Below are 20,385 nucleotides of genomic sequence, written 5' to 3'. Positions count from 1 at the left end.
TCAAGATAAACGCTACCATTGCATTATCTGAGACAATTCACTTCTTTGTTATAGTTTAACATTTAATATAGATGTATAAATTTTGACCACTATGGAGCTGTCTGAAAAAGAAATGCGCTACCTGAACCTGCTTGCCAAACAGTACCCAACCATCCCGGCAGCTTCCACCGAGATCATCAACCTGAGTGCCATTATGGAATTGCCAAAAGGTACAGAGCATTTTATATCGGACATCCACGGAGAATATGAGTCTTTTTTGCATGTACTCCGCAATGGCTCGGGCTCAATAAAAAGACACATTGAAGAAATATTTCAGGACACACTGCTGAAACAGGAGAAACAGAACCTGGCTACGCTGATCTACTATCCACAGAAAAAACTCCCGCTCATTTTAAAAGATGTGGAAAACAAAGATGAATGGTACAGAATTACGCTTTTCAGGCTGATCAAATTGTGCCGGATCTCCTCATCAAAATACACCCGGAGCAAAGTGCGGAAAGCCCTGCCAAAGGATTTTGCGTACATCATCGAAGAGCTTCTGCACGAACAGGAAAGTGCTATAAACCGCCAGGAGTATTATAGCAGCATTATCGATTCCATTATAAACACCGGGCGCGCTGACGCATTTATTATCGCCCTGTCTGAACTGGTTCAGAGGCTTGCCATTGCGCGCCTGCATGTGATCGGTGATGTATACGATCGCGGGCCGGGTGCACACATTATCATGGATACTCTGCTCGACTATCACTCCGTCGATTTTCAATGGGGAAACCACGATATCGTTTGGATGGGCGCCGCCTCGGGCAGCAAAGCCTGTATTACAAATGTGATTCGTGTATCCCTTCGCTACTCAAATATGGAGACGCTCGAAAACGGCTACGCAATTAGTATGCTGCCGCTTGTATCACTTGCAATGGATGTGTATGGCAATGACTCATGTAAGCAGTTCAGAACCAAAGGTAGTACAGACGAATTTACTGAAAACGAGAAGCTGCTGATGGCAAGAATGCATAAGGCCATCACTGTCATCCAGCTGAAACTGGAGGGACAGATTGTTAAAAGGCGGTCACATTTTGGAATGGAAGACCGCTTGTTACTGGATAAAATAGATTTTGAAGCTGGTACAGTTCAGATCGGCGAGAACACATACCCATTGCTGGATCAATATTTCCCAACAATTAATCCGGCAGACCCCTACACCCTCACCGAACAGGAAGAGATGGTTATGGAAAAACTCTGTCTCTCTTTTGCAAACAGCGAGCGGTTACAGGAGCATGTCCGATTTCTCTTTTCGAAGGGAAGCATGTACCTGAAATACAACGGCAACCTGCTCTACCACGGCTGTATTCCCATGACCAAAAGCGGAAAGCTCCGCCACTTCACATTTGATGATGTCTCCCACAGACCTAAAGAGTTTATGGACAGGCTCGAGCGTCTGGCTCGCCAGGGTTACTTTACAACCGATAATCCCGACAAGAAACAGTATGGGCAGGATACGATGTGGTATTTATGGAGCGGGGAACAGTCACCGCTTTTTGGCAAATCCAAGATGGCTACGTTTGAGCGCTATTTCATTAGCGATTCCGAAACTCACACTGAAGAGATGAATCCCTACTATGATTTCCGGACGGATGAAGAGGTGGCCAAAAAGATTTTAACTGAATTCGGGCTTGATCCCGCAGCCGGTCACATCATCAATGGCCATGTTCCGGTTAAAGTGAAAAAAGGGGAAAGTCCCGTTAAAGCAGGCGGTAAACTGCTGGTGATAGACGGTGGCTTTGCCAAGGCATATCAGGAAAAGACCGGAATTGCCGGATACACGCTTATATTTAACTCCTACGGGCTTCTTCTTGCCGCTCACGAATCATTTGATTCGACCCAGATTGCTATCGAAAAAGCTCAGGATATTCATTCCAACACTGAGATCCTGGAGCATAACAGAAAAAGAATTAGGGTAAGGGATACGGATAAAGGAGAGGAGATCGGAGAAAAGATAAAAGATCTGAAAAATCTTCTGAAAGCGTATCGCTCAGGAGCAATCAAGGAGTCGTATAAACTTTAGATTGTGATTGTGTAAAATACATTCTGTGGATTTCAGCTTTTCAGGATTTTTTAGATTTAATTTGAAGGTTGGGATGAGGTTCATTTCTCTTCACCTGGCTTATTCACTTAAACCGGTTTTATATTCCAAACCAATCACGAGTTGCACCGCCTCATTTCTATCCTTCATTTCAAACAATGCCCTCTGTTCGGCGGTGATTTTTATATTGACTGTTACCCCGGGTTTCGCTGCGCTTCACCCGGGGCTAGGATCGGCCGCTCTTTCAGAGCTGAGAACCGGTAATATCAAATCATACATCAATTTTTTTGCGCTGAAAAAGAACACCTCCCCTCTCGAGAGGGGATTGAGGGGTGTGTTCAATTAAGAATTGGTATAAACCTCAAAATCAAAAAATGATAACTCCATGACATATGATGTCGATTATTTCAACACAATTCATTCAAGTGAAATGATATCCCAAACCAGTCCTGAGTTGTACCGTCTCATATCTGCCCTTTATTTCAAACAACGCCCTCTTTTCGGCGGTGATTTTTGATTGACTGTTACCCCGGGTTTCGCTGCGCTGCACCCAGGGCTAGGATCGGCCGCTCTTTCAGAGCTGAGAACCGATTATATCAAATCATACATCAATTTTTTTGCGCTGAAAAGAACACCTCCCCTCTCGAGAGGGGATTGAGGGGTGTGTTCAATTAAGAATTGGTATAAACCTCAAAATCAAAAAATGATAACTCCATGACATATGATGTCGATTATTTCAACACAATTCATTCAAGTGAATTGATGTCCCAAACCAATCACCAGTTGCACCGCCTCATATCTGCCCATTATTTCAAGCAGCCCCTCTGTTCGGCGGTGATTTTGTATTGCCTGTTACCCCGGGTTATGATCTGGCGCTCTTTCAGATCTCCATACCAATTATATTCCACTTGTAGAAAATTAGTGAAGATTTCCACTCTTGAGTCTTCCTGCTGCTTTATCGTTTGGGAGTTAGGTAGTTCAGCTTTTGCTGAACGACAGATAGTAGGCCCCTCCTGAATAAAAAACATCGGGATGAGCGCGGGTATTTGAGCACAAGCGAAAATCATAGCCTCCGTCACCGGGGGCGACTCTCCACCCCGTCCCGGATTAAAAAATACCTCTCTGTAATATTCAATATTCATCCGCCTGTTTCTTACATTTGTCTGTGTCACATCCATTCATCATTAGTCATCATCCGCTATGAAATCCATCGACAAAATTGAGTTACAGCATCTGAAATTTTCCGAATATAAAACCCTTCAGGAGCTGATGATCAAATGCTATCCCAAAGTACAGGATCCGGCATGGACCAAAGATCAAATCAATAAACTAACCACAATCTTCCCCGAGGGACAGACGGTCATTAAAGTGGATGGTGAGATGGTAGCCTGTGCCCTGGCCATTATCATCGATTACCAGCTTTTTGATGACAAACACACATATCTGGATATTACCGCTAACGACACTTTCAAAACTCACTCGCCTGATGGTGATACAATGTACGGGCTGGATATGCTGGTTCATCCTGATTACCGTGGTTTGCGACTTGGCCGGCGACTTTATGACTACCGGAAAGAGCTGTGCGAAGAGATGAACCTGAAGAGCATTGTTTTTGGCGGAAGACTGCCCAACTTCCATAAATTTGACGACCTGAGTGCCAAGCAGTATATCGAAAAGGTCAAGAATAAAGAGATTCACGATCCGGTACTAAACTTTCAGCTCTCCAATGATTTTCACGTTAAACGTGTGGTTAAAAACTACCTGCCCGAAGATGATGCTTCAGAGTCGTATGCTGCCCTTCTGGAGTGGTCCAACATCTACTACCAAAAGCCGCAGAAAAAGTATAAACCGCAGAAAAGCGTAGTGCGGCTCGGTCTTGTTCAATGGGGAATGCGTCCATATGCAGGGTGGGACGATCTGACCGAGCAGATCGAATATTTTGTGGATGCTGTATCCGGTTACCGGGCTGATTTCCTGCTCTTTCCTGAGTATGTAAACGCACCCTTAATGGCTGAATACAACCACCTCTCCGAGCCTGATGCCATTCGTAAATTGGCGGGATACACGGAGAAATTAAGAGATACATTTGCTGAATACGCCATCTCCTACAACACCAACATCATTACGGGGAGCATGCCTGAGTTTAAGGATGACGTTCTCAAAAACATTGGCTATCTCTGCAAGCGAAATGGGGAAATTGAGAGGTATGAGAAAATCCATCCTACACCTGATGAGGTGAAAGTTTGGGGAATGACCGGCGGAACTCAGATCAAAACATTTGATACCGATGCCGGGAAAATCGGGATTTTAATCTGCTATGATGTAGAGTTCCCTGAGCTCAGCCGTCTGCTTGCAAAACAAGAGATGGATATTCTCTTTGTTCCTTTTCTGACCGACACCCAGAACGGATACTCCCGCGTTCGTAACTGCGCCATCGCTCGCGCCATTGAAAATGAGTGCTACGTGGCCATTGCCGGAAGTGTGGGCAATCTGCCCAAGGTTCACAACATGGATATCTCCTTTGCGCAATCCGTCGTGTTTACGCCCTGCGATTTCTCCTTTCCCACAAACGGTATTAAAGCGGAAGCCACACCCAACACGGAGATGATTCTGATTGTGGATGTGGATCTGGACCTACTGAAGGAGCTCCACGAACAGGGAAGCGTGCGGACAATGAAAGATCGCCGAACGGATCTGTATGACGTGATTTCAATCGAAAAATAACTCATTCTCTAATCTGTATGATTTGTAATAATCACATAATGTTGAGAACTTACACTCAATAAAAAAGCCGTTATTAGTTATTACATAAAGCCTTAAGGGCAAAACTTACAGAATGAACTACACCTTATTTGATTTCCTGCAGCTGGTAGGGTCACTGGGAATTTTCATTTATGGAATGAAAGTGTTCAGTGATGGCCTTCAAAAAGTTGCAGGATCACGTCTGCGCTCTATTCTAAAGGGAATGACAACCAGCCGGATTCGGGGGATATTTACCGGTTTTACGGCCACAACCATTACACAGTCTTCCACAACCACTACAGTGATGGTGGTGAGTTTTGTAAATGCCGGTTTGATCACGTTTGTCGAGTCTACCGGTGTGATTATGGGGGCCAACATTGGTACCACCGTTACCGCGTGGATGGTTGCTGTTTTTGGCTTTAAGATGCAGATCACACCCATTGCTGTGGCTTTGATCGGTGTCTTTTTCCCGTTTCTATTTGTAGGGAAAGAGAAACTGAATAATCTTGCTGAAGCGATGATTGGTTTCGGTATTCTTTTTATTGGCCTGGAGTTCATCAAAGATGCCGTACCCAATATTCAGGATAACCCGGAGATGTTCGCCTTTTTGGATTCATTTACGGAATTTGGGTTTGCCTCCATGGTTATTTTTGTTTTTGTAGGTACGCTTTTAACCCTTCTCACCCAGTCTTCTTCAGCCGCTACAGCTATCACTCTTGTGATGTTATTTCAGGGATGGGTTACTTTTCCGATTGCGGCTGCCATGGTATTGGGAGAAAATATAGGAACAACGGTTACCGCAAACATAGCAGCTATTGTTGGTAACGTTCATGCAAAACGGGCAGCGAGGTTCCACTTCATTTTCAATGTGGTCGGGGTCGTATGGATGCTCCTGTTAATTAACCCCTTCTTAATGGGAATTGACAACGTAATGCACTATTTCCAGCCGGAAATTGGCTCTATCTTTGATGACTCACAGGAAGCACGTGCAGCAGCCACGCTTGGTATTTCGCTTTTCCACACCACATTTAATGTGCTGAACGTTTTACTGCTTATTGGATTTGTTCCGGCTATCACAAAATTTGTTGAACGTATTCAAAAAGAAGAAGAGGGTTCCGATCAGACATTCCGTCTTAAACATATTTCCGGAGGTTTAATGTCATCTTCCGAACTATCCATTGCACAGGCATTTAAGGAGATCGAACTGTTTGGCCGTCTTATTGAGAAAATGCATATCAGTTTTAACGGCCTGTTTTTCAAGAAGCAAAATAAACAGGAAAAATTCCTTAAAAAGATCAAGAAGCGGGAACAGATTACAGACAACATTGAACTGGAAGTTGCCGAGTATCTCACAAAAATTTCAAGCAGTAATCTGACTGAAAAATCAACGCGTAAAATCCGCCTGATGCATAGTATGATCAACGACCTGGAACGTGTAGGTGATATCTACTTTCAGATGTCTAAAACGTTTGAGCATATGGAAAATGAAAATATTGCCTTGCCTCAGGAAGCCAAGGATGAAATTGCAAGTTTGCTGGATACTGTACGCGATGCCATCAAGATTATGAGAACCAATATGGAGCACTTTGGTGAGGATATTGATCTAAATCCTTCGATTGAAATTGAACAGGAGATCAATTCAAAACGAGATCAAATGAAAGATGCTCATTTCAAACGCCTGGAAGATGGCGTCTACACCTCTACGGCAGGTGTTACATACCTGGATTATCTCACTCGCCTTGAAAAAATCGGTGACCACATCTTCAACGTAAATGAAGCATTGGCCGGTAAAAAGATGAAAGTTCACAGCGACTTGATCACTCAGTGATAACGTCTATTTATAAAAATTTTGTAAAACGGCCCATCCCGGGCCGTTCTTATTTTAAAACCACCCTCCGTTCAATTACATTACGGTTCTTCAACTTTAAGAAACCAATCACAGACGATGAGGAACCGATACGTAAAACCGATACCCATACTCCTACTTTTCGTTTTCTGGGTGGCAGCGCCTCTCTTTGCTCAGCAGGGAATTCTTCCGGAAGACTACTATAAAACCGTTTTTGTAAGCCAAACTGAAATCTCACCTGATGGCAGTTATGTAGCCTTTACTCGTACCACCATCGACGTTGAAAACAACAAGCGTCATCGCGAGGTGTGGATGCAAAAATTGAATAATGGCCAGCCTGATGGCGAACCTTTCCGCTTTACGGATCCCACCGTTGAATCATCAAATCCGCAGTGGTCGCCCGATGGAAAACTTTTGGGAATTCAATCGAGCCGGGGAGAAGACGATAACTCTGTTCGCTTTATTCGAGTGACGGCTCCGGGCGGTGAGGCCTTTACCATTGAAGGGCTGGACAGCTCACCCATTTGGTCGCCTGACGGATCACAAATTGCATTTACGAGTACACCGGAATCTGAAGAGGAACAAGAAGACCGCGCAGGCTGGATTGCACCGGATGCCATCACCAATACCCTGGATGCCGAGCGCTTTGACGGACGCGTTATCACTCAAATGCGTTACAAGCGAGACGGAACAACTGCATGGCTTCCTCATCCTTCAATTAATGAAAAACAGCAGCTTCATATCATATCAGCAGATGGCGGTGAATCCGAACAGATTACTGAACTGGAATTTAATGCTGGTGATGTGGAGTGGTCACCTGATGGAAACAGAATCTATTTTTCCGGAGATCCGCTCGAGGATGATGAGTATAATGAAGACTACACCCGCAACATCTACATGATAGACCTTAACTCGAAAGAGGTCTCTCAGGTTTTTGAAATGGACGGTACTCAACGTTCACCGGCAGTTTCACCCAACGGCCGGTTTATGGCATTCCTTCAGTCTGATGAACGTGGAGCTCAAACCGATATCATGATCACCACCTTAAATCGTAACGGAGAACCCACCGGATCGGTTACAAACCTGACTGCAAACTGGGATCTCTCGCCGGGTACACCCGAGTGGACAGCAAATGGAAACGCCCTACGATTCGGTTCGCAAATCCGTGGAAACTCACATCTGTTTGAAGTCAACCGAACCGGTGGCGAGGTCAGGCAGGTTACAGAGGGTGAACGCAGGTTAGGTAGTTTCTCAACAACAGATAATGGTCGTTTTATGGCATATACCTCAACGGATGCCGTTACACCGGCCGAGGTTTTTGTTTCCCGAGCCGATGGAAGCCGGGAAGCTCAGCTCACCCGCTTCAACGAAGAGTGGATGGCAGACCGAACCGTTAATCCTGCGGAAGAGATTTTGTGGACCGTGGATGACGGTACCGAAATTCAGGGATGGGTTATCAAGCCGGTTGGCTATGAAGAGGGTGAATCCTACCCGCTGGTGATGAAAATTCATGGCGGACCGCACTCCTATTACGGCAACACCTGGTTTCAGGCGTTTCATACGCTGTCAGCTTCAGGAATGTTTGTCTTCTACCCAAATCCGAGAGGCTCCTCCTCTTACGGCCACGACTTCATGTATGCCACCAAAGAACAGTGGGGCTTTCTGGATGAAGAGGACTTCATGACAGGTATCGAGGCCGTTCTTGAAAAATATCCTGATATCGATGAGAATCGTATAGGCGTTGGGGGTGGAAGTTACGGCGGATATATGACCAACTGGCTTACCGCCCGATTTCCCGACAGGTTTAAAGCTGCAGTAACCAGCCGGTCTATATCAAACTGGTTCAGCTGGTACGGGTCTTCCGATGCACAGGGACTTACAGACTTTGAATTTGGCGGCTACCCATGGGAGCAACAGGAACTCTACTGGGATCTGTCTCCGCTGAAATATGTGGAAGATGTAGAAGCCCCGACCTTGATTATACACAGTGAAGAAGACTGGAGAACACCGATAACAGACGGGGAACAGTGGTATATCGCTTTAAAGAAGATGCAGGTACCCGTGGAGTTTGTCCGATATCCTCGCTCTTCTCACGGATTATCGCGAACCGGCGAGCCTTGGCTTCTGGTCGATCGACTTGAAAGAAAGCGTAGCTGGTTTGACCACTGGTTAAATCAGGAATAGATTAACTGAAAAACGGGGGATGGGAAGCTAGGGCTTATTATCCCTCTTTTTTTGTATCGGCCATTTTTGATCGGGGCATTTTTCAAACTGTGGGAGAATCATTTTTTCATCCACTTTCGGTGGCTTTAACTGAGGCATATTTTCTGTCAACTCAGTGTCAGGTTCAAAAATTGGCATACTGAATTGGTTATCCATGCAGTTAAAGAAAATACTTTTAAGAGAGTCGGAAGGGACGGATACTTTTACGGAATCCGGCAAACTTTCAACCCATTGCCGGAATACCGCAGTTGAATCCGAAGACTCGAGTGAATCAGACTGCCGGGCCGAAACCACATTTACAATACCTGAAACAGCAACTATACCGGCAATAAAAAATATTTTTTTCATGCTTAGCCAGCCGATTTTGTTCTTAATTGTAATAATAACAAACCTTTTCCTTTTTTATTGTTCAGCTTCAAACCCTCAGCTATATTAACATTCAATTTTAGCCTTATTAGGTTGCGTGATCTAATATAAGTACTTGGTTTTAACGCTTCTTATTTAAGAAAATCGCATTTGCCTTAAATAGTAAAGTTCCTTATTTAAGTTTTTATCGAATATCTTAAATAAGAATAGCACTATTTAACTTTTCATGAAAAACTTTAAAGCAGGAAAATATGTCAGCCAGGGACATTACGAGAGTTTTGAGCCCTCACTTCTGCACAGGGAGTGGCAGCTTGACGATCTGAAGGTTATTGAGCTTTTAAGTAAAGCGGACCGTCAGCTTGGCCGTTTGGATATGTACTCTGAGTACATCCCAAATATCGATCTGTTCATTAGTATGCACGTTACCAAGGAGGCTACCCAAAGCTCCAAGATCGAGGGAACTCAAACGCATATCGAGGAAGCGCTGATGGACAAGGAGAATGTGCCGGCAGAGAAGCGCGATGACTGGGAGGAAGTTCAGAACTATATCGCAGCCATGAGCAGTGCCATTCACGAACTTGAAAAGCTGCCATTTTCCTCCAGGCTTATCCGGAATACCCACAGTGTGCTCATGCAGGGAGTGCGCGGGGAGACGAAACAGCCCGGAGAGTTTCGAAAAAGTCAGAATTGGATTGGGGGAGGAACTGTTTCCGAGGCTATGTTCGTACCCCCTATTCATGAAAATATCCCGAAATTAATGGGAGACTTGGAGAACTTTATGCACGATGAAAACCTCCATCTGCCCGACCTGATTAAAATTGGCATTATGCACTACCAGTTTGAAACGATTCACCCTTTTCTGGATGGAAACGGTCGGGTTGGCAGGCTGATGATTACACTATTTCTTGTGAGCTGCGGAATATTGAAGCAGCCTATACTCTACCTGTCCGACTATTTTGAGAAAAACCGAACAGATTACTATGATTACCTGATGAGAGTGAGGCTAAAGGATGATCTTTCAGCATGGATTCAATTCTTTTTGAAAGGAGTTATTGAAACTGCGAAAAGCAGTAGTCAAACCTTTGATGGCATTCTGAAACTGCAGAAAGACGTGGATAAGGTGCTACAAGCCATGGGAGCCAGATCCGCGAATGCACAAAAAGTGGTTAATCACCTATATAAGCGCCCTCTTATTTCTGCAGATCGAGCAAGTGAAGTAGCCGAAGTATCTATGCCAACCGCTTACAAGCTCATAAATTCACTTGAAGAGCACGGAATTTTGTACGAGGTAACCGGTGCTGAAAGAAACCGGCTGTACATTTTTAAAGAATATTTAGACCTATTTAAATCATGACAGACGTAGGTCAGATAGAACGCAATACACAAAACCGGGTAGTAAAACTATTCCGAGATCGACTTAAATACGACTACCTCGGGGATTGGCAGTACAGGGAGGGAACCTCAAATGTAGAGGAAGCTCAACTGCGTCCGTTTCTGGAAAAGCAAGGATACATACCTAACATCATAGACCGAGATCTTAATGAGCTGACAAGGAAAGTCGGTGTTCAAACTGAAACAGCAACTATACCGGCAATAAAAAACATTCTTATTATGCAAAGCCAACCGCTTTTATTTTTAATTAATGTGAGCTCGAAATGATATTTAGAATTTAAACTCCCCCCTTAGAAAAAAGGAGGGTGAGGGGGATCTTCATCAAAAAATGAAATTTACTTTGGTTACCCCTCTTAATTTCGTTTCACGTGTCGTTGTCGCTCGGAGCCTCTTAATAGGGGAGAATTGGTCAAATCCGTCATCTGTTTTCTTGTATCGAATTTACGCTAATAAAAAAAATAGCTCTTTTTCCTTCTTATTGTTCAGTTTCAAACCGTCAGCTATATTAACATTCAATTTTACCTGCCATTAAACCTCATAACAAATGATGAAAACTTTACTCTCTACACTATTCCCGCTCCTGATCATTTTTGTAATCAACCTGTCAACTGTTTCCAGTTCACATGCCCAGCCGGTTCTTGAAGCCGAAAGCGCCGTAACAACAGAGGGCGAGGTGACCATCAAGGGCAATCGCATCCGATATGAAGCAACCGCAGGAACCCAGCCCGTCTGGAACGATGATGGTGAGCCCGATGCTTCCCTTTTTTACGTCTATTACCGGCGAACAGATGTGGATGATGTTTCCAATCGTCCGCTGGTTTTCTCATTTAACGGAGGTCCCGGTTCAGCATCTGTATGGATGCACATCGGCTATACCGGCCCAAAGTTTCTTAACATTGATGATGAAGGACATCCGGTTCAGCCTTACGGGGTTTCCGATAATGAGCACTCCATCCTGGATGTGGCCGACATTGTTTACGTGGATCCGGTCAATACGGGATTCTCCCGGATTCTGAATGAAGAGGCCGAACGCAGCGAGTTCTTTGGTGTGAACGCAGATATACAATATCTCGCCGAGTGGATCGATAATTTCGTATCCCGGCACAACCGCTGGACGTCACCAAAATACCTGAAGGGTGAAAGCTACGGAACAACACGTGTGGCCGGTCTCGCCGGACAGCTTCAAAGCTCTCATTGGATATTCGTAAATGGTGTGATTTTAGTATCACCAACCGGTATGGGGCTGGAGCCACCTGCTATGACACCGCGGTCTGAAATTCTTAAACTTCCCTATTATGCTGCCACAGCCTGGTATCACAATGTTTTGACACCCGATCTTCAACAGCGTGATCTATACGAAATTCTGCCTGAAGTTGAGGAGTTCACCATCAATGAATATCTGCCTGCTGTTGCGCGCGGCGGCTCTTTGCCGGCTGAGCGACGAGATCAAATTGCAGAAACCGTATCCCGCTACTCCGGCATTGACAAGCAGCATATTTTAAATCACAATTTGACACTCCCCACTTCATTTTACTGGAAGGAGCTGCTGCGTGATGAGGGCATGACCGTGGGCCGGCTTGACTCCCGCTACAGAGGAATAGACCGGCAGGATGCCGGTGACGGTTATGATCATGATCCGGCTCTTACAGCCTGGAATCACTCTTTTACCTCTGCAATCAACTACTATCTGCGTGAGGAATTAGGCTACGAAACAGATCTTCAATACAACATCTTCGGACCTGTTCATCCATGGGATCGAAGCGAAAATAACACTGCAAACAATCTCCGCCGCGCAATGGGTGAAAATCCATTTCTGCACGTTATGATTCAAAGCGGATATTTTGATGGAGCCACTGACTACTTTTCTGCCAAATATGTAATGTGGAATATGGATCGAAGCGGAAAGGTTTCGGATCGCCTGCGGTTTGAAGGGTATCGAAGCGGACACATGATGTATCTGCGGCAGGAAGATTTAGCCACATCCAACGAGCACATCCGGGAGTTCATTCGTAACTCTCTTACAAATGGAGAATCTGCAAAATATTGATTCCAATTTTGACCGCTTTAAAACCTTCCCCTCCATACAAAGGAGGAGTTAGGGGCATTTGCGTTAACTTTACAGAAAAGTAGTTGAAAATAGTAGAATCCCCTCCTTATGAAGGAGGGGCTAGGGGTGGTTGGAACGGTTTTTTCCTTCAAGAAATATGAAAAATGAACCTCACTTGATTGAATCCCTCACCTGCATAAATAATGGATTTGGAGTCACTTTTTGCCACGAAGTATTCTCTGCGAAAATCCTCGGTAAAATCCGCGTAACTCCGCGAGAAATGCCTAAATCCTTTATTCACACGCATGACAGGAGCTTTTTGCAAATAAACTGATTGGCTACCCAAATGTCCCGCTAGGGACATAATATGGGTAGAAAAAGAGTAATCACATCGAATACCGGCGTGCCGTTAGGTACGCAACATAAGAGCTGTTTTCTATATCGGTGTGGATTGCGTTTAAAGATATTCCGTACCTACGGCACGGTTTTATATGGGGAGGTCGCATTTTTTTACCCATATTCCGTCCCTACAGGACGGTACAGCGATTAGATTATTAATAGACAATAGCGTTCATTACCAAACCTTAAAAGGCAAAAAAATCGGATTTTTGAAACTCCGCGAGAAATTTACAACTCATTTTTTACACTAATAAATTCGATCCAGACTTTGCTGAAGCGAATACATGCATACAGGCCTTAATCCTTTCTTTGGCACTGCAGTAAATTATTTAATCTATAAACATACAAACCATTTAAATGTCCCGCTAAGGACATAATATGGGTAGAAAAGATTAATCCCATCAACTACCGGCGTGCCGTTAGGTACGCAACATAAGAGCTGTTTAATATACCGGCGTGATTTGTGCGTAAAGATATTCCGTCCTTAGATCATATTTTAGGCGTCCTTTTTCTGCCACGAAGACACCAAGACTCGAAGTAGCACGAAGATTCCTCAGCGAAAATTCGCGACTCATCTGCGCAAATCTGCGAGAAACCCACTCCATTTGGCAATTTACTCCACAGACCTTAAACAAACTCCTGAAGCGCCACCTTGATCTCATCGTCGCCGGAGAGCAGATCAAACTCTACATCTTCAATGGTGTCGTCTTCCAGTATTTCAGCTATTACGCGTGCCACATCCTCTCTTGGAATTTCTCCGCGATCCAGTTTTTCAGCAATCTTTACTTTTCCGGTGCCCTCATCGTTTGTTAACCTTCCCGGTTTTATAATCACATAATTCAACCCACTGTTTCGCAGGGCTTTATCCGCCTGCAATTTCGCCTGCTGATAGACCTGAAAAACGTCATCGCCGCGCGGTGTCTCCAAGCCCATCGCGCTGATCATCACATATCTCTCAATATCGTTCTTTTTCGCAGCCTCCATCAGCTTGGTCGCTCCGTCACGATCCACCGACCATTTTCTCTCCTTCCCGCTTCCGGGTCCTGCCCCGGCAGCAAAAACAACCGCGTCAGCTTCGCCGACATATTCACTGATATCGTCCTCTTTTTCAAGATCCACAACAACCGGTTCTGCGCCGGCTTTTCTCAGATCATCAGCTTGCTCTTCTTTTCTGATTAATCCTTTAACTGTATGGCCTTTTTCTTCCAAAATTGGGTGGAGGAGCATGGCAATTTTACCGTGTCCGCCTGCTATTACTACTTTCATAACTTGAAATTTTTCTCTTTTAATAATTCACTTATAAAACAAGACAACTGTAGTTGTAGTTCAACAATAGCAATCAAATCAGGACTACTCCTTTTGATTCAGCAGAAACCGAACCGGAATCTCAAACCGGCCGGCCCAGGCATTTTCGGAATGGTTTGTTCCCTCAAAGACTTCTGATTTAAAATCCTGATCCGGCCTGAAGCCAAGCTCAACCATCATGGCATCCACTTTCTGCTGGTAGGGTGCATAGAGCGAATCGAGCGTTTCCGTCCCGTGATCGAAGTAGATTTTATGTGAGCCCGGCTCCGGTAAGTTTCGCGACAAATATTCTCTGATTGCATCCGGAATTTCATCGTTGGATTCATACGCACCCGGCCAGTGTGTGGACAAAGCAGCAACTCCTGAAAAAAGCTCGGGATATTTTGTCAGCGTATAGATCGTTATCAAACCTCCATAGCTTGAACCGGCCATAAACCGCCCGGCGCGATTTTTCTTTACAGGATAATTCTCTTCCACAAACGGAATCACCGATTCGGCAATAAAGTCAACATAGCGATTGGCGCGCGGCTCTTCCGGGATGTTTGAAAGCAGATCATTCCTGATTTCACCATCAATATAGCTTAATGCATCTTCAGGGAAATATTCCGCAGTTCTTTGATCATCGGCATTCCAGATACCCACAACTAGGGTCGGGGGAATCCCGCCGTCTTTCATCATCCGGGTTAATGTTTCATCCACTCGCCACTCCTGACTGTTCCATGTCGAGCTTTTATCAAAAAGCATCTGCCCGTCGTGCATGTAGATAACGCTGTATTCAGTGTCCGGTTGATACGATTCAGGAATCCAGACGTCCACAAAGCGTTCAGTCAGATCGTCTGGTTTAAACAGGTATCGATCCAGATGTCCGCTAATATGCGCAGACTGCACTTTTTCTACGTATTCAACACCCTCTCTGTTTTTATCAGATGAAGCACATTGAACCAGAAAACCAGTGAAAAGAACAATCAGGATAGTGTTTTTCATAGTGGATGACTTAATAAAACAGACGAACTAAATTTAGATATTTAACGGAGGAATCTGTCCCCGAATCTCACCGCTTCTATTTTTGTTTGATCGAACATTGATATACATTCTGCCATTTCGAAGAGCCTCTTTTTGTGCTTCTCTCAGTTCAAACCGGTTCTCTTCAGCTTTAAACACTCCTCCGGTTTTTTCCTCATTCAATTCTGCACTCAGCCGGTAGAGTTCATTCCCCGACTCATTGGCTTTTCCATAATGAATTCCCGCACCTAAATAGTATTCCCTTAAATCTTTAAACGAACCGCTAACAAAGAGCGAATCACCTTCTACGGTTATTTCAATCATACCGGTACCGGGTGTACTAACCGATGGCACATGGTTATACCCGGCTAACATAACTTCTACCGTTGTTTGTGCTGTGGCAGAAACAGTTATTACTCCCATAAATATTATCAAAAACAGAATTTTTACTCTCATCTCAATCACCTTTTATATTTTAGATTTATGAATACTAAATCCTATTGCATATATCTTTTGCAATGAATTGTGAAATTCAAAATGTCACTAAACTCTCTAAAATTTGGTCTGTTGTTACAGTCCCTGTGACGTATATTTATATTATAATCATATTAATGAACTCAAACCATTTCCATGAACCGTAAAGAATTTGAACTCAATCTTACAGTACGGGATTATGAGCTCGACACCCAGGGTGTGGTTAACAACTCCGTCTATCAAAATTATCTGGAACATGCCCGTCATGAATTCCTGAAATCAGTCGGACTCAATTTTAATAAACTTCACGAAAACGGAACCGATGCCGTTGTTCATAAAGTTGAGCTGGTCTACAAAAAACCGTTAATGGGTGATGATCAATTTGTTGTTAAAACTCACGCAAAACCGTCGGGAAATGTCCGCTTTATTTTCTATCAGAACATCTACAGGCTGCCCGATCATGAACTGATTTTAAAAGGTGTTGTCACCGCAGTGTTTATGAATACCGGTAGACCCATTCGGCCGCCGGTAGAGGTAGTTGAGGCTATACAATAAATCTGCCGTTATTGAATTCTGTTATATACCATCAGAATGTTTTCAATCTATTTTTTGTAGTAACAGGTAACCTTTAAACACACAAACCGCTATGACTTTACGATACCTTTCAATTCTTTTTATTGTTGCATTTTTTTCGGCTTGCTCTGCGGAAACCGATCAGCCTGAAACTCTCACAAATTATCCGAATACAGAGCTATTGGTAGATGCAACTGAATTAAATTCACTTCTTGAAGATGAGAATATTCTTCTGATCGATACCAGAGAAGAACCCGGCGACTCCCTGATACCCGGTGCCGTGCATTTTGCCTCGGTACAAAATTTGACAGATCCCGATCACCCTGTGAAAAGTTATCTGATTGGCCCTGAAAAATTTGAAAGTGCCATGCAAGAAATTGGTCTGAACAGTGACGATCGTGTTATAATCTATGATGAAGGAAATGCCTTGGCGGCTGCAAGACTTTTTTATGCTTTGGATTACTACGGTTTTTCAAATGCCTCACTGCTTAACGGCGGGATGCAGGGTTGGGCAGCTGCATATCCGGTTGTAGACTATGCATCGGAAAGAGACCCCGGAAATTTCAGTGTTGACGTACAGGAATCTAAGTTTTGCGACATCAATTATGTGATGGAAGCTTCCAACGATCCCGACAAAATCATTTTTGATGTACGTTCTGAAGAAGAGTACACCGGTGCCGATGAGCGCGCAGAGAAGAGTGGCCATATCCCAAATGCCGTTCACCTGGAGTGGAGTAATGTTCTGGAGGATGAGGGAGTACCGTATTTCAAATCGGCTCAGGAGATACAGGAAATATATGACTCACTGGGAATCACTCGCGACAAAGAGATAATTCCGCACTGCCATACCAACGTTCGAGGATCGCACGCTTACTTCACACTTCGGTTGATGGGTTACGATTCTGTGAGAGCTTACGAAGGTTCGTGGTCGGAGTATGGAAATAGCCCGAATGCTGTAGTTGAGAAATGAATCTTTAGCTGAAATAGAGAAAGTTGAATAAAATATAAAGTACCGCGGGTGGCATTATAAATACAATAGCCCAATAAATGGAGCTCTTAATTTTAGGCGCGTATTCATTCAGAGATTTTTGAATTGACTCTGCCGGCACATTTTCTCTGTCTAAGCCCAATCGCTTCATTTTACCCCAGCTTTTTTTCCCTCTTATATAGTCGACTAAACCTACAAATCTCCACCAAGCGTGAATCTGCCTGTATCCCAGATTTTCTATTGAGGCATAAAGGGTGAGGATTAATGTATTTTTTATGCTGCCATATCTTCCAAATGTGGCTTCTTCACAAATAAGGGCCGAGACTGACAGTAAAAAACCCAGTAATACAGAAACTGTTATAAAAAGAAGAACAAACGGTTCATAAATACCCATAAATATGATGACAAAAATAAAATAGATATACCCCGTCATTTCAATTACGGGACCTAACAATTCAACCAATGTGAAGTATGGAATGGTTGTCAGCCCCATCCTGCCATACTTCTTATTAAAAAACATAGTCCTGTGGCGCCAAATCGAATCAACCAATCCTCTTTGCCAGCGATTTCTTTGTGTCGCCAAATCATTCCAGTTCTCCGGCACTTCAGTCCAGCAAACAGGTTTTGGTAAAAAGCGTACCCTGTATTCTTCTTCTTGCTCTCTAAAAAATCTGTGCAGTCTTACAACCAACTCCATGTCTTCTCCAACGGAGTCTCTGGCATATCCTCCGGCCCTGATTACTGATTTTCTGTCAAAAATTCCAAATGCACCGGAAATTATGATTAAACTTTTAAAATAGTCCCACCCAATTCTGCCAAATAAGAAGGAGCGTAAATACTCAACAGTCTGAACCCTTGCCAAAAAGCTTTTGGCAATCCCAATTTCCTTTATTTCATAGTTTGAAACTTTACAACCATTTGCCACTCGCACAATGCCTCCTGCGGCAACAAGTTTTTCATCCAGAACAAAGGCCTGAAGCATCTGTTTTAATACGTCTTGCTCTAATAATGAGTCTGCATCTATAGAACAAAAAAGATCGTTTGCACACACATTTATTCCACAGTTTAACGCATCACCCTTCCCTCCATTCACTTTATCTATCACAATCAAGTTATCGTATCGGTTCGATCTGTACGATTTTACAATATTTTTGTGAGGCAGGTTTGAATGCAGCTCAATTTCAGACTCATATAATCTGAAGTGATCTTTGAGTTTATGCAATGTAGAATCTGTACTCCCATCATTAACCACAACAACCTCAAAATCTCTATACTGAAGCTGCAGTAGTGCTTCTACCGAATCAATAATATTTACTTCTTCATTATGAGCCGGTGAGATGATGGATATCGACTTATATAATTCGGATTGGAAAACTCCCTCCGGTTCAAATACAGAGTAATATTTTTGGTGTTTTCTGATGTAGAATAAAGATACCACCACCATGGAGAGGTACGTCCCGTTCACGATTAAAAAATAGAGAATAAACACCCAACCCAGTGAATCTACAAGGTTAATGAATTGCTGGATGTGAGGTATCGCCTGTTCTAACAAATCTGGATGGGTCCTTTTAAATTCTTATTATGCAATTGCTTTTTCGAAAGTGAACTCCTGATCTAGAACATGCACAGCCTCTTGCACAGACTTTCTCACATCTTCATCGGGGTAATTACGATATGCCTTTATAATTTCGATCGCCATTGAGTTCAAAAATATGCGCTGAGAATCGATGAGTGCCGATAAAACCTCCGGCTCTTTCCAAAGCTCATCTCTACTTTCCAGCCAGTTCTGGAGCGGCTTAATCATTAAGTAGTAATTCGACTCAGACACACATCTTATAAGAAGTGCTCTTTTCTTTGTTGATAAACTTTTATCAGAAATAAGCGCCTCTAAAAAAGCAGCCTCTTCTTTAGTCTGATTTTTATTGTCATGCTTAAATCTGTAAAAAAGCTCCAGTAACGCCATTTTAGAAATGCCCTCTCTTTTGATAAACGTTTCCAAAGCTTTTATTCTGTCACTTAAATTATCACTGGCAAGCAGTGCAGAAACGGCAGAGAACGCCAGGTAGATATTATCTGACTGAACAAACTTTCCTAAAATATAGAGGACATCACCTCTGACAATTTTAGTATACCTGAAATAGTTACACGCCTCTATTTTTACGACATTATTACCTTCCTTAAGCTGCTTCATGTGAAATTTATAGAGAGGATCGATCATTAAAAGCCTCTTTAATTTTTCTGACTCTTCCCCTTCCACATTTTTCAATAGCTTGATTATGGTCTCCTCAAAAACCCTGTATTTTAAAGCGCTCGAGCCAAGAAGATTCTCAAATGATGATACCTCAATATTCTCTTCCATGTACTCAAATATCAGAGGCAAAAATTTCTCCCTATACCCGTTCATTCTTTTTTCATCCCTGTTTTGCTTCAACCTCATGACAACCGTCAACGTAAACAAGATAAATGTAGCAACTGTTAACAGTATGGTTACCAATATCAGCAACTGCATTGCACCCTCTATTTCTAAACCCATAATCAAAAACACCAACTTTTACTCCGGCTTATTAAACTAATTTTCCAATGATTTTTTTACTCTAATGATAAGCTCATCTGTCTCAAAAGGTTTTACGATATAATCTTTCACACCTTGTTCGAACGCCAGCTTTTTATCTTTCATTTTCATTGAAGCAGATAGCATAATTACACGAATACTATCTAAATCCTTATCTTCTCGAATCTTTCTAAGCACCTCTAAACCATTGATACTTGGCAACATGATATCCAAAATTACCAAGTCGGGCTTAAGCTCTTTAATAGCTTCAAAGCCGGAAAATCCGTTTTCTCTCAACTCAAATTTGTAGTTGTTTCTCTTTAACTTAAATTCAATGAGTTTTGATATAACGGGATCGTCCTCTATCAATAAAACAGTCTGTCCAGCTTGAGTCATC

At 43.3% G+C, this 20,385-nt stretch carries 17 protein-coding genes; 9 read left to right on the top strand and 8 right to left on the bottom strand.

What is annotated here, in order from left to right; genetic code table 11:
* Nucleotides 1-91 precede the first annotated feature (91 nt).
* Nucleotides 92-2,062: a fructose-1,6-bisphosphatase gene (locus U5K35_RS17575; protein WP_322572829.1), complete on the top strand. Its 1,971-nt coding sequence runs from the start codon at nt 92-94 to the stop codon at nt 2,060-2,062.
* A gap of 824 nt (nt 2,063-2,886) precedes the next feature.
* Here U5K35_RS17575 and U5K35_RS17570 read toward each other — a convergent pair.
* On the bottom strand, nt 2,887-3,222 hold the full coding sequence (locus U5K35_RS17570; RefSeq protein ID WP_322572828.1) for a hypothetical protein: 336 nt from the start codon (nt 3,220-3,222) through the stop codon (nt 2,887-2,889).
* A 58-nt stretch (nt 3,223-3,280) separates the two neighbouring features.
* On the opposite strand from U5K35_RS17570, the gene U5K35_RS17565 reads away from it, so the two are divergent.
* The 3 genes from U5K35_RS17565 (at nt 3,281) to U5K35_RS17555 (ending at nt 8,852) form a co-directional block, all read left to right on the top strand.
* A complete protein-coding gene (locus tag U5K35_RS17565; RefSeq protein WP_322572827.1) occupies nt 3,281-4,804 on the top strand; it encodes a bifunctional GNAT family N-acetyltransferase/carbon-nitrogen hydrolase family protein in 1,524 nt (507 codons plus the stop codon).
* A 112-nt stretch (nt 4,805-4,916) separates the two neighbouring features.
* Nucleotides 4,917-6,650, top strand: coding sequence for a Na/Pi cotransporter family protein (locus U5K35_RS17560; protein ID WP_322572826.1), 1,734 nt, complete (start codon nt 4,917-4,919; stop codon nt 6,648-6,650).
* A gap of 117 nt (nt 6,651-6,767) precedes the next feature.
* Nucleotides 6,768-8,852, top strand: a complete 2,085-nt coding sequence (locus U5K35_RS17555) for a S9 family peptidase (protein WP_322572825.1) — start codon at nt 6,768-6,770, stop codon at nt 8,850-8,852.
* A gap of 27 nt (nt 8,853-8,879) precedes the next feature.
* Here U5K35_RS17555 and U5K35_RS17550 read toward each other — a convergent pair whose 3' ends face one another.
* Nucleotides 8,880-9,239: a hypothetical protein gene (locus U5K35_RS17550; RefSeq protein ID WP_322572824.1), complete on the bottom strand. Its 360-nt coding sequence runs from the start codon at nt 9,237-9,239 to the stop codon at nt 8,880-8,882.
* 244 nt (nt 9,240-9,483) lie between these two features.
* Here U5K35_RS17550 and U5K35_RS17545 point away from each other — a divergent pair, with 244 nt between their 5' ends.
* The 3 genes from U5K35_RS17545 to U5K35_RS17535 all read left to right on the top strand — a co-directional run bounded on the left by U5K35_RS17545 (nt 9,484) and on the right by U5K35_RS17535 (nt 12,696).
* Nucleotides 9,484-10,611: a Fic family protein gene (locus U5K35_RS17545; protein WP_322572823.1), complete on the top strand. Its 1,128-nt coding sequence runs from the start codon at nt 9,484-9,486 to the stop codon at nt 10,609-10,611.
* Nucleotides 10,608-10,916: a hypothetical protein gene (locus U5K35_RS17540; RefSeq protein ID WP_322572822.1), complete on the top strand. Its 309-nt coding sequence runs from the start codon at nt 10,608-10,610 to the stop codon at nt 10,914-10,916. The genes U5K35_RS17545 and U5K35_RS17540 overlap by 4 nt, the downstream gene beginning before the upstream one ends.
* A gap of 280 nt (nt 10,917-11,196) precedes the next feature.
* Nucleotides 11,197-12,696 carry a S10 family peptidase gene (locus U5K35_RS17535; protein WP_416221667.1) on the top strand — a complete coding sequence of 500 codons (1,500 nt, stop codon included), beginning with the start codon at nt 11,197-11,199 and terminating at the stop codon, nt 12,694-12,696.
* A gap of 1,026 nt (nt 12,697-13,722) precedes the next feature.
* On the opposite strand, the gene U5K35_RS17530 is transcribed toward U5K35_RS17535, so the two are convergent.
* The 3 genes from U5K35_RS17530 to U5K35_RS17520 form a co-directional block, all read right to left on the bottom strand.
* Nucleotides 13,723-14,361 carry an SDR family oxidoreductase gene (locus U5K35_RS17530; RefSeq protein ID WP_322572820.1) on the bottom strand — a complete coding sequence of 213 codons (639 nt, stop codon included), beginning with the start codon at nt 14,359-14,361 and terminating at the stop codon, nt 13,723-13,725.
* A gap of 84 nt (nt 14,362-14,445) precedes the next feature.
* Nucleotides 14,446-15,384, bottom strand: coding sequence for an alpha/beta hydrolase (locus tag U5K35_RS17525; RefSeq protein WP_322572819.1), 939 nt, complete (start codon nt 15,382-15,384; stop codon nt 14,446-14,448).
* Nucleotides 15,385-15,417: 33 nt separating this feature from the next.
* Nucleotides 15,418-15,858 carry a CHRD domain-containing protein gene (locus tag U5K35_RS17520; RefSeq protein WP_322572818.1) on the bottom strand — a complete coding sequence of 147 codons (441 nt, stop codon included), beginning with the start codon at nt 15,856-15,858 and terminating at the stop codon, nt 15,418-15,420.
* A 174-nt stretch (nt 15,859-16,032) separates the two neighbouring features.
* Here U5K35_RS17520 and U5K35_RS17515 point away from each other — a divergent pair, with 174 nt between their 5' ends.
* Nucleotides 16,033-16,431 (top strand): acyl-CoA thioesterase, encoded by a 399-nt coding sequence (locus U5K35_RS17515; RefSeq protein WP_322572817.1) that lies wholly within the window; start codon nt 16,033-16,035, stop codon nt 16,429-16,431.
* A gap of 91 nt (nt 16,432-16,522) precedes the next feature.
* Entirely contained in the window at nt 16,523-17,419 is an 897-nt protein-coding gene (locus tag U5K35_RS17510; RefSeq protein ID WP_322572816.1) for a sulfurtransferase, read from the top strand.
* Between the two features lie 4 nt (nt 17,420-17,423).
* Here U5K35_RS17510 and U5K35_RS17505 read toward each other — a convergent pair whose 3' ends face one another.
* From U5K35_RS17505 to U5K35_RS17495, 3 genes are read right to left on the bottom strand one after another with little or no spacing between them, the layout of a single operon-like run.
* Nucleotides 17,424-18,989: a glycosyltransferase gene (locus U5K35_RS17505; protein WP_322572815.1), complete on the bottom strand. Its 1,566-nt coding sequence runs from the start codon at nt 18,987-18,989 to the stop codon at nt 17,424-17,426.
* Between the two features lie 27 nt (nt 18,990-19,016).
* Entirely contained in the window at nt 19,017-19,970 is a 954-nt protein-coding gene (locus U5K35_RS17500) for a hypothetical protein (protein ID WP_322572814.1), read from the bottom strand.
* A gap of 36 nt (nt 19,971-20,006) precedes the next feature.
* A complete protein-coding gene (locus U5K35_RS17495; RefSeq protein WP_322572813.1) occupies nt 20,007-20,384 on the bottom strand; it encodes a response regulator in 378 nt (125 codons plus the stop codon).
* Nucleotide 20,385: the final 1 nt, after the last annotated feature.

This window comes from Rhodohalobacter sp., from assembly GCF_034521535.1.
Taxonomy (GTDB): domain Bacteria; phylum Bacteroidota; class Rhodothermia; order Balneolales; family Balneolaceae; genus Rhodohalobacter.
Note: the sequence above shows the minus strand (reverse complement) of the source record. Positions and strands in the feature narration are given on the sequence as shown.

What these genes read in the sequence shown, in the direction of transcription:
- U5K35_RS17575 (WP_322572829.1), top strand. Translation starts at nt 92, where the DNA reads ATGGAGCTGTCTGAAAAAGAAATGCGCTACCTGAACCTGCTTGCCAAA.
- U5K35_RS17570 (WP_322572828.1), bottom strand. Translation starts at nt 3,222, where the DNA reads ATGAATATTGAATATTACAGAGAGGTATTTTTTAATCCGGGACGGGGT.
- U5K35_RS17565 (WP_322572827.1), top strand. Translation starts at nt 3,281, where the DNA reads ATGAAATCCATCGACAAAATTGAGTTACAGCATCTGAAATTTTCCGAA.
- U5K35_RS17560 (WP_322572826.1), top strand. Translation starts at nt 4,917, where the DNA reads ATGAACTACACCTTATTTGATTTCCTGCAGCTGGTAGGGTCACTGGGA.
- U5K35_RS17555 (WP_322572825.1), top strand. Translation starts at nt 6,768, where the DNA reads ATGAGGAACCGATACGTAAAACCGATACCCATACTCCTACTTTTCGTT.
- U5K35_RS17550 (WP_322572824.1), bottom strand. Translation starts at nt 9,239, where the DNA reads ATGAAAAAAATATTTTTTATTGCCGGTATAGTTGCTGTTTCAGGTATT.
- U5K35_RS17545 (WP_322572823.1), top strand. Translation starts at nt 9,484, where the DNA reads ATGAAAAACTTTAAAGCAGGAAAATATGTCAGCCAGGGACATTACGAG.
- U5K35_RS17540 (WP_322572822.1), top strand. Translation starts at nt 10,608, where the DNA reads ATGACAGACGTAGGTCAGATAGAACGCAATACACAAAACCGGGTAGTA.
- U5K35_RS17535 (WP_416221667.1), top strand. Translation starts at nt 11,197, where the DNA reads ATGAAAACTTTACTCTCTACACTATTCCCGCTCCTGATCATTTTTGTA.
- U5K35_RS17530 (WP_322572820.1), bottom strand. Translation starts at nt 14,361, where the DNA reads ATGAAAGTAGTAATAGCAGGCGGACACGGTAAAATTGCCATGCTCCTC.
- U5K35_RS17525 (WP_322572819.1), bottom strand. Translation starts at nt 15,384, where the DNA reads ATGAAAAACACTATCCTGATTGTTCTTTTCACTGGTTTTCTGGTTCAA.
- U5K35_RS17520 (WP_322572818.1), bottom strand. Translation starts at nt 15,858, where the DNA reads ATGAGAGTAAAAATTCTGTTTTTGATAATATTTATGGGAGTAATAACT.
- U5K35_RS17515 (WP_322572817.1), top strand. Translation starts at nt 16,033, where the DNA reads ATGAACCGTAAAGAATTTGAACTCAATCTTACAGTACGGGATTATGAG.
- U5K35_RS17510 (WP_322572816.1), top strand. Translation starts at nt 16,523, where the DNA reads ATGACTTTACGATACCTTTCAATTCTTTTTATTGTTGCATTTTTTTCG.
- U5K35_RS17500 (WP_322572814.1), bottom strand. Translation starts at nt 19,970, where the DNA reads ATGGGTTTAGAAATAGAGGGTGCAATGCAGTTGCTGATATTGGTAACC.
- U5K35_RS17495 (WP_322572813.1), bottom strand. Translation starts at nt 20,384, where the DNA reads ATGACTCAAGCTGGACAGACTGTTTTATTGATAGAGGACGATCCCGTT.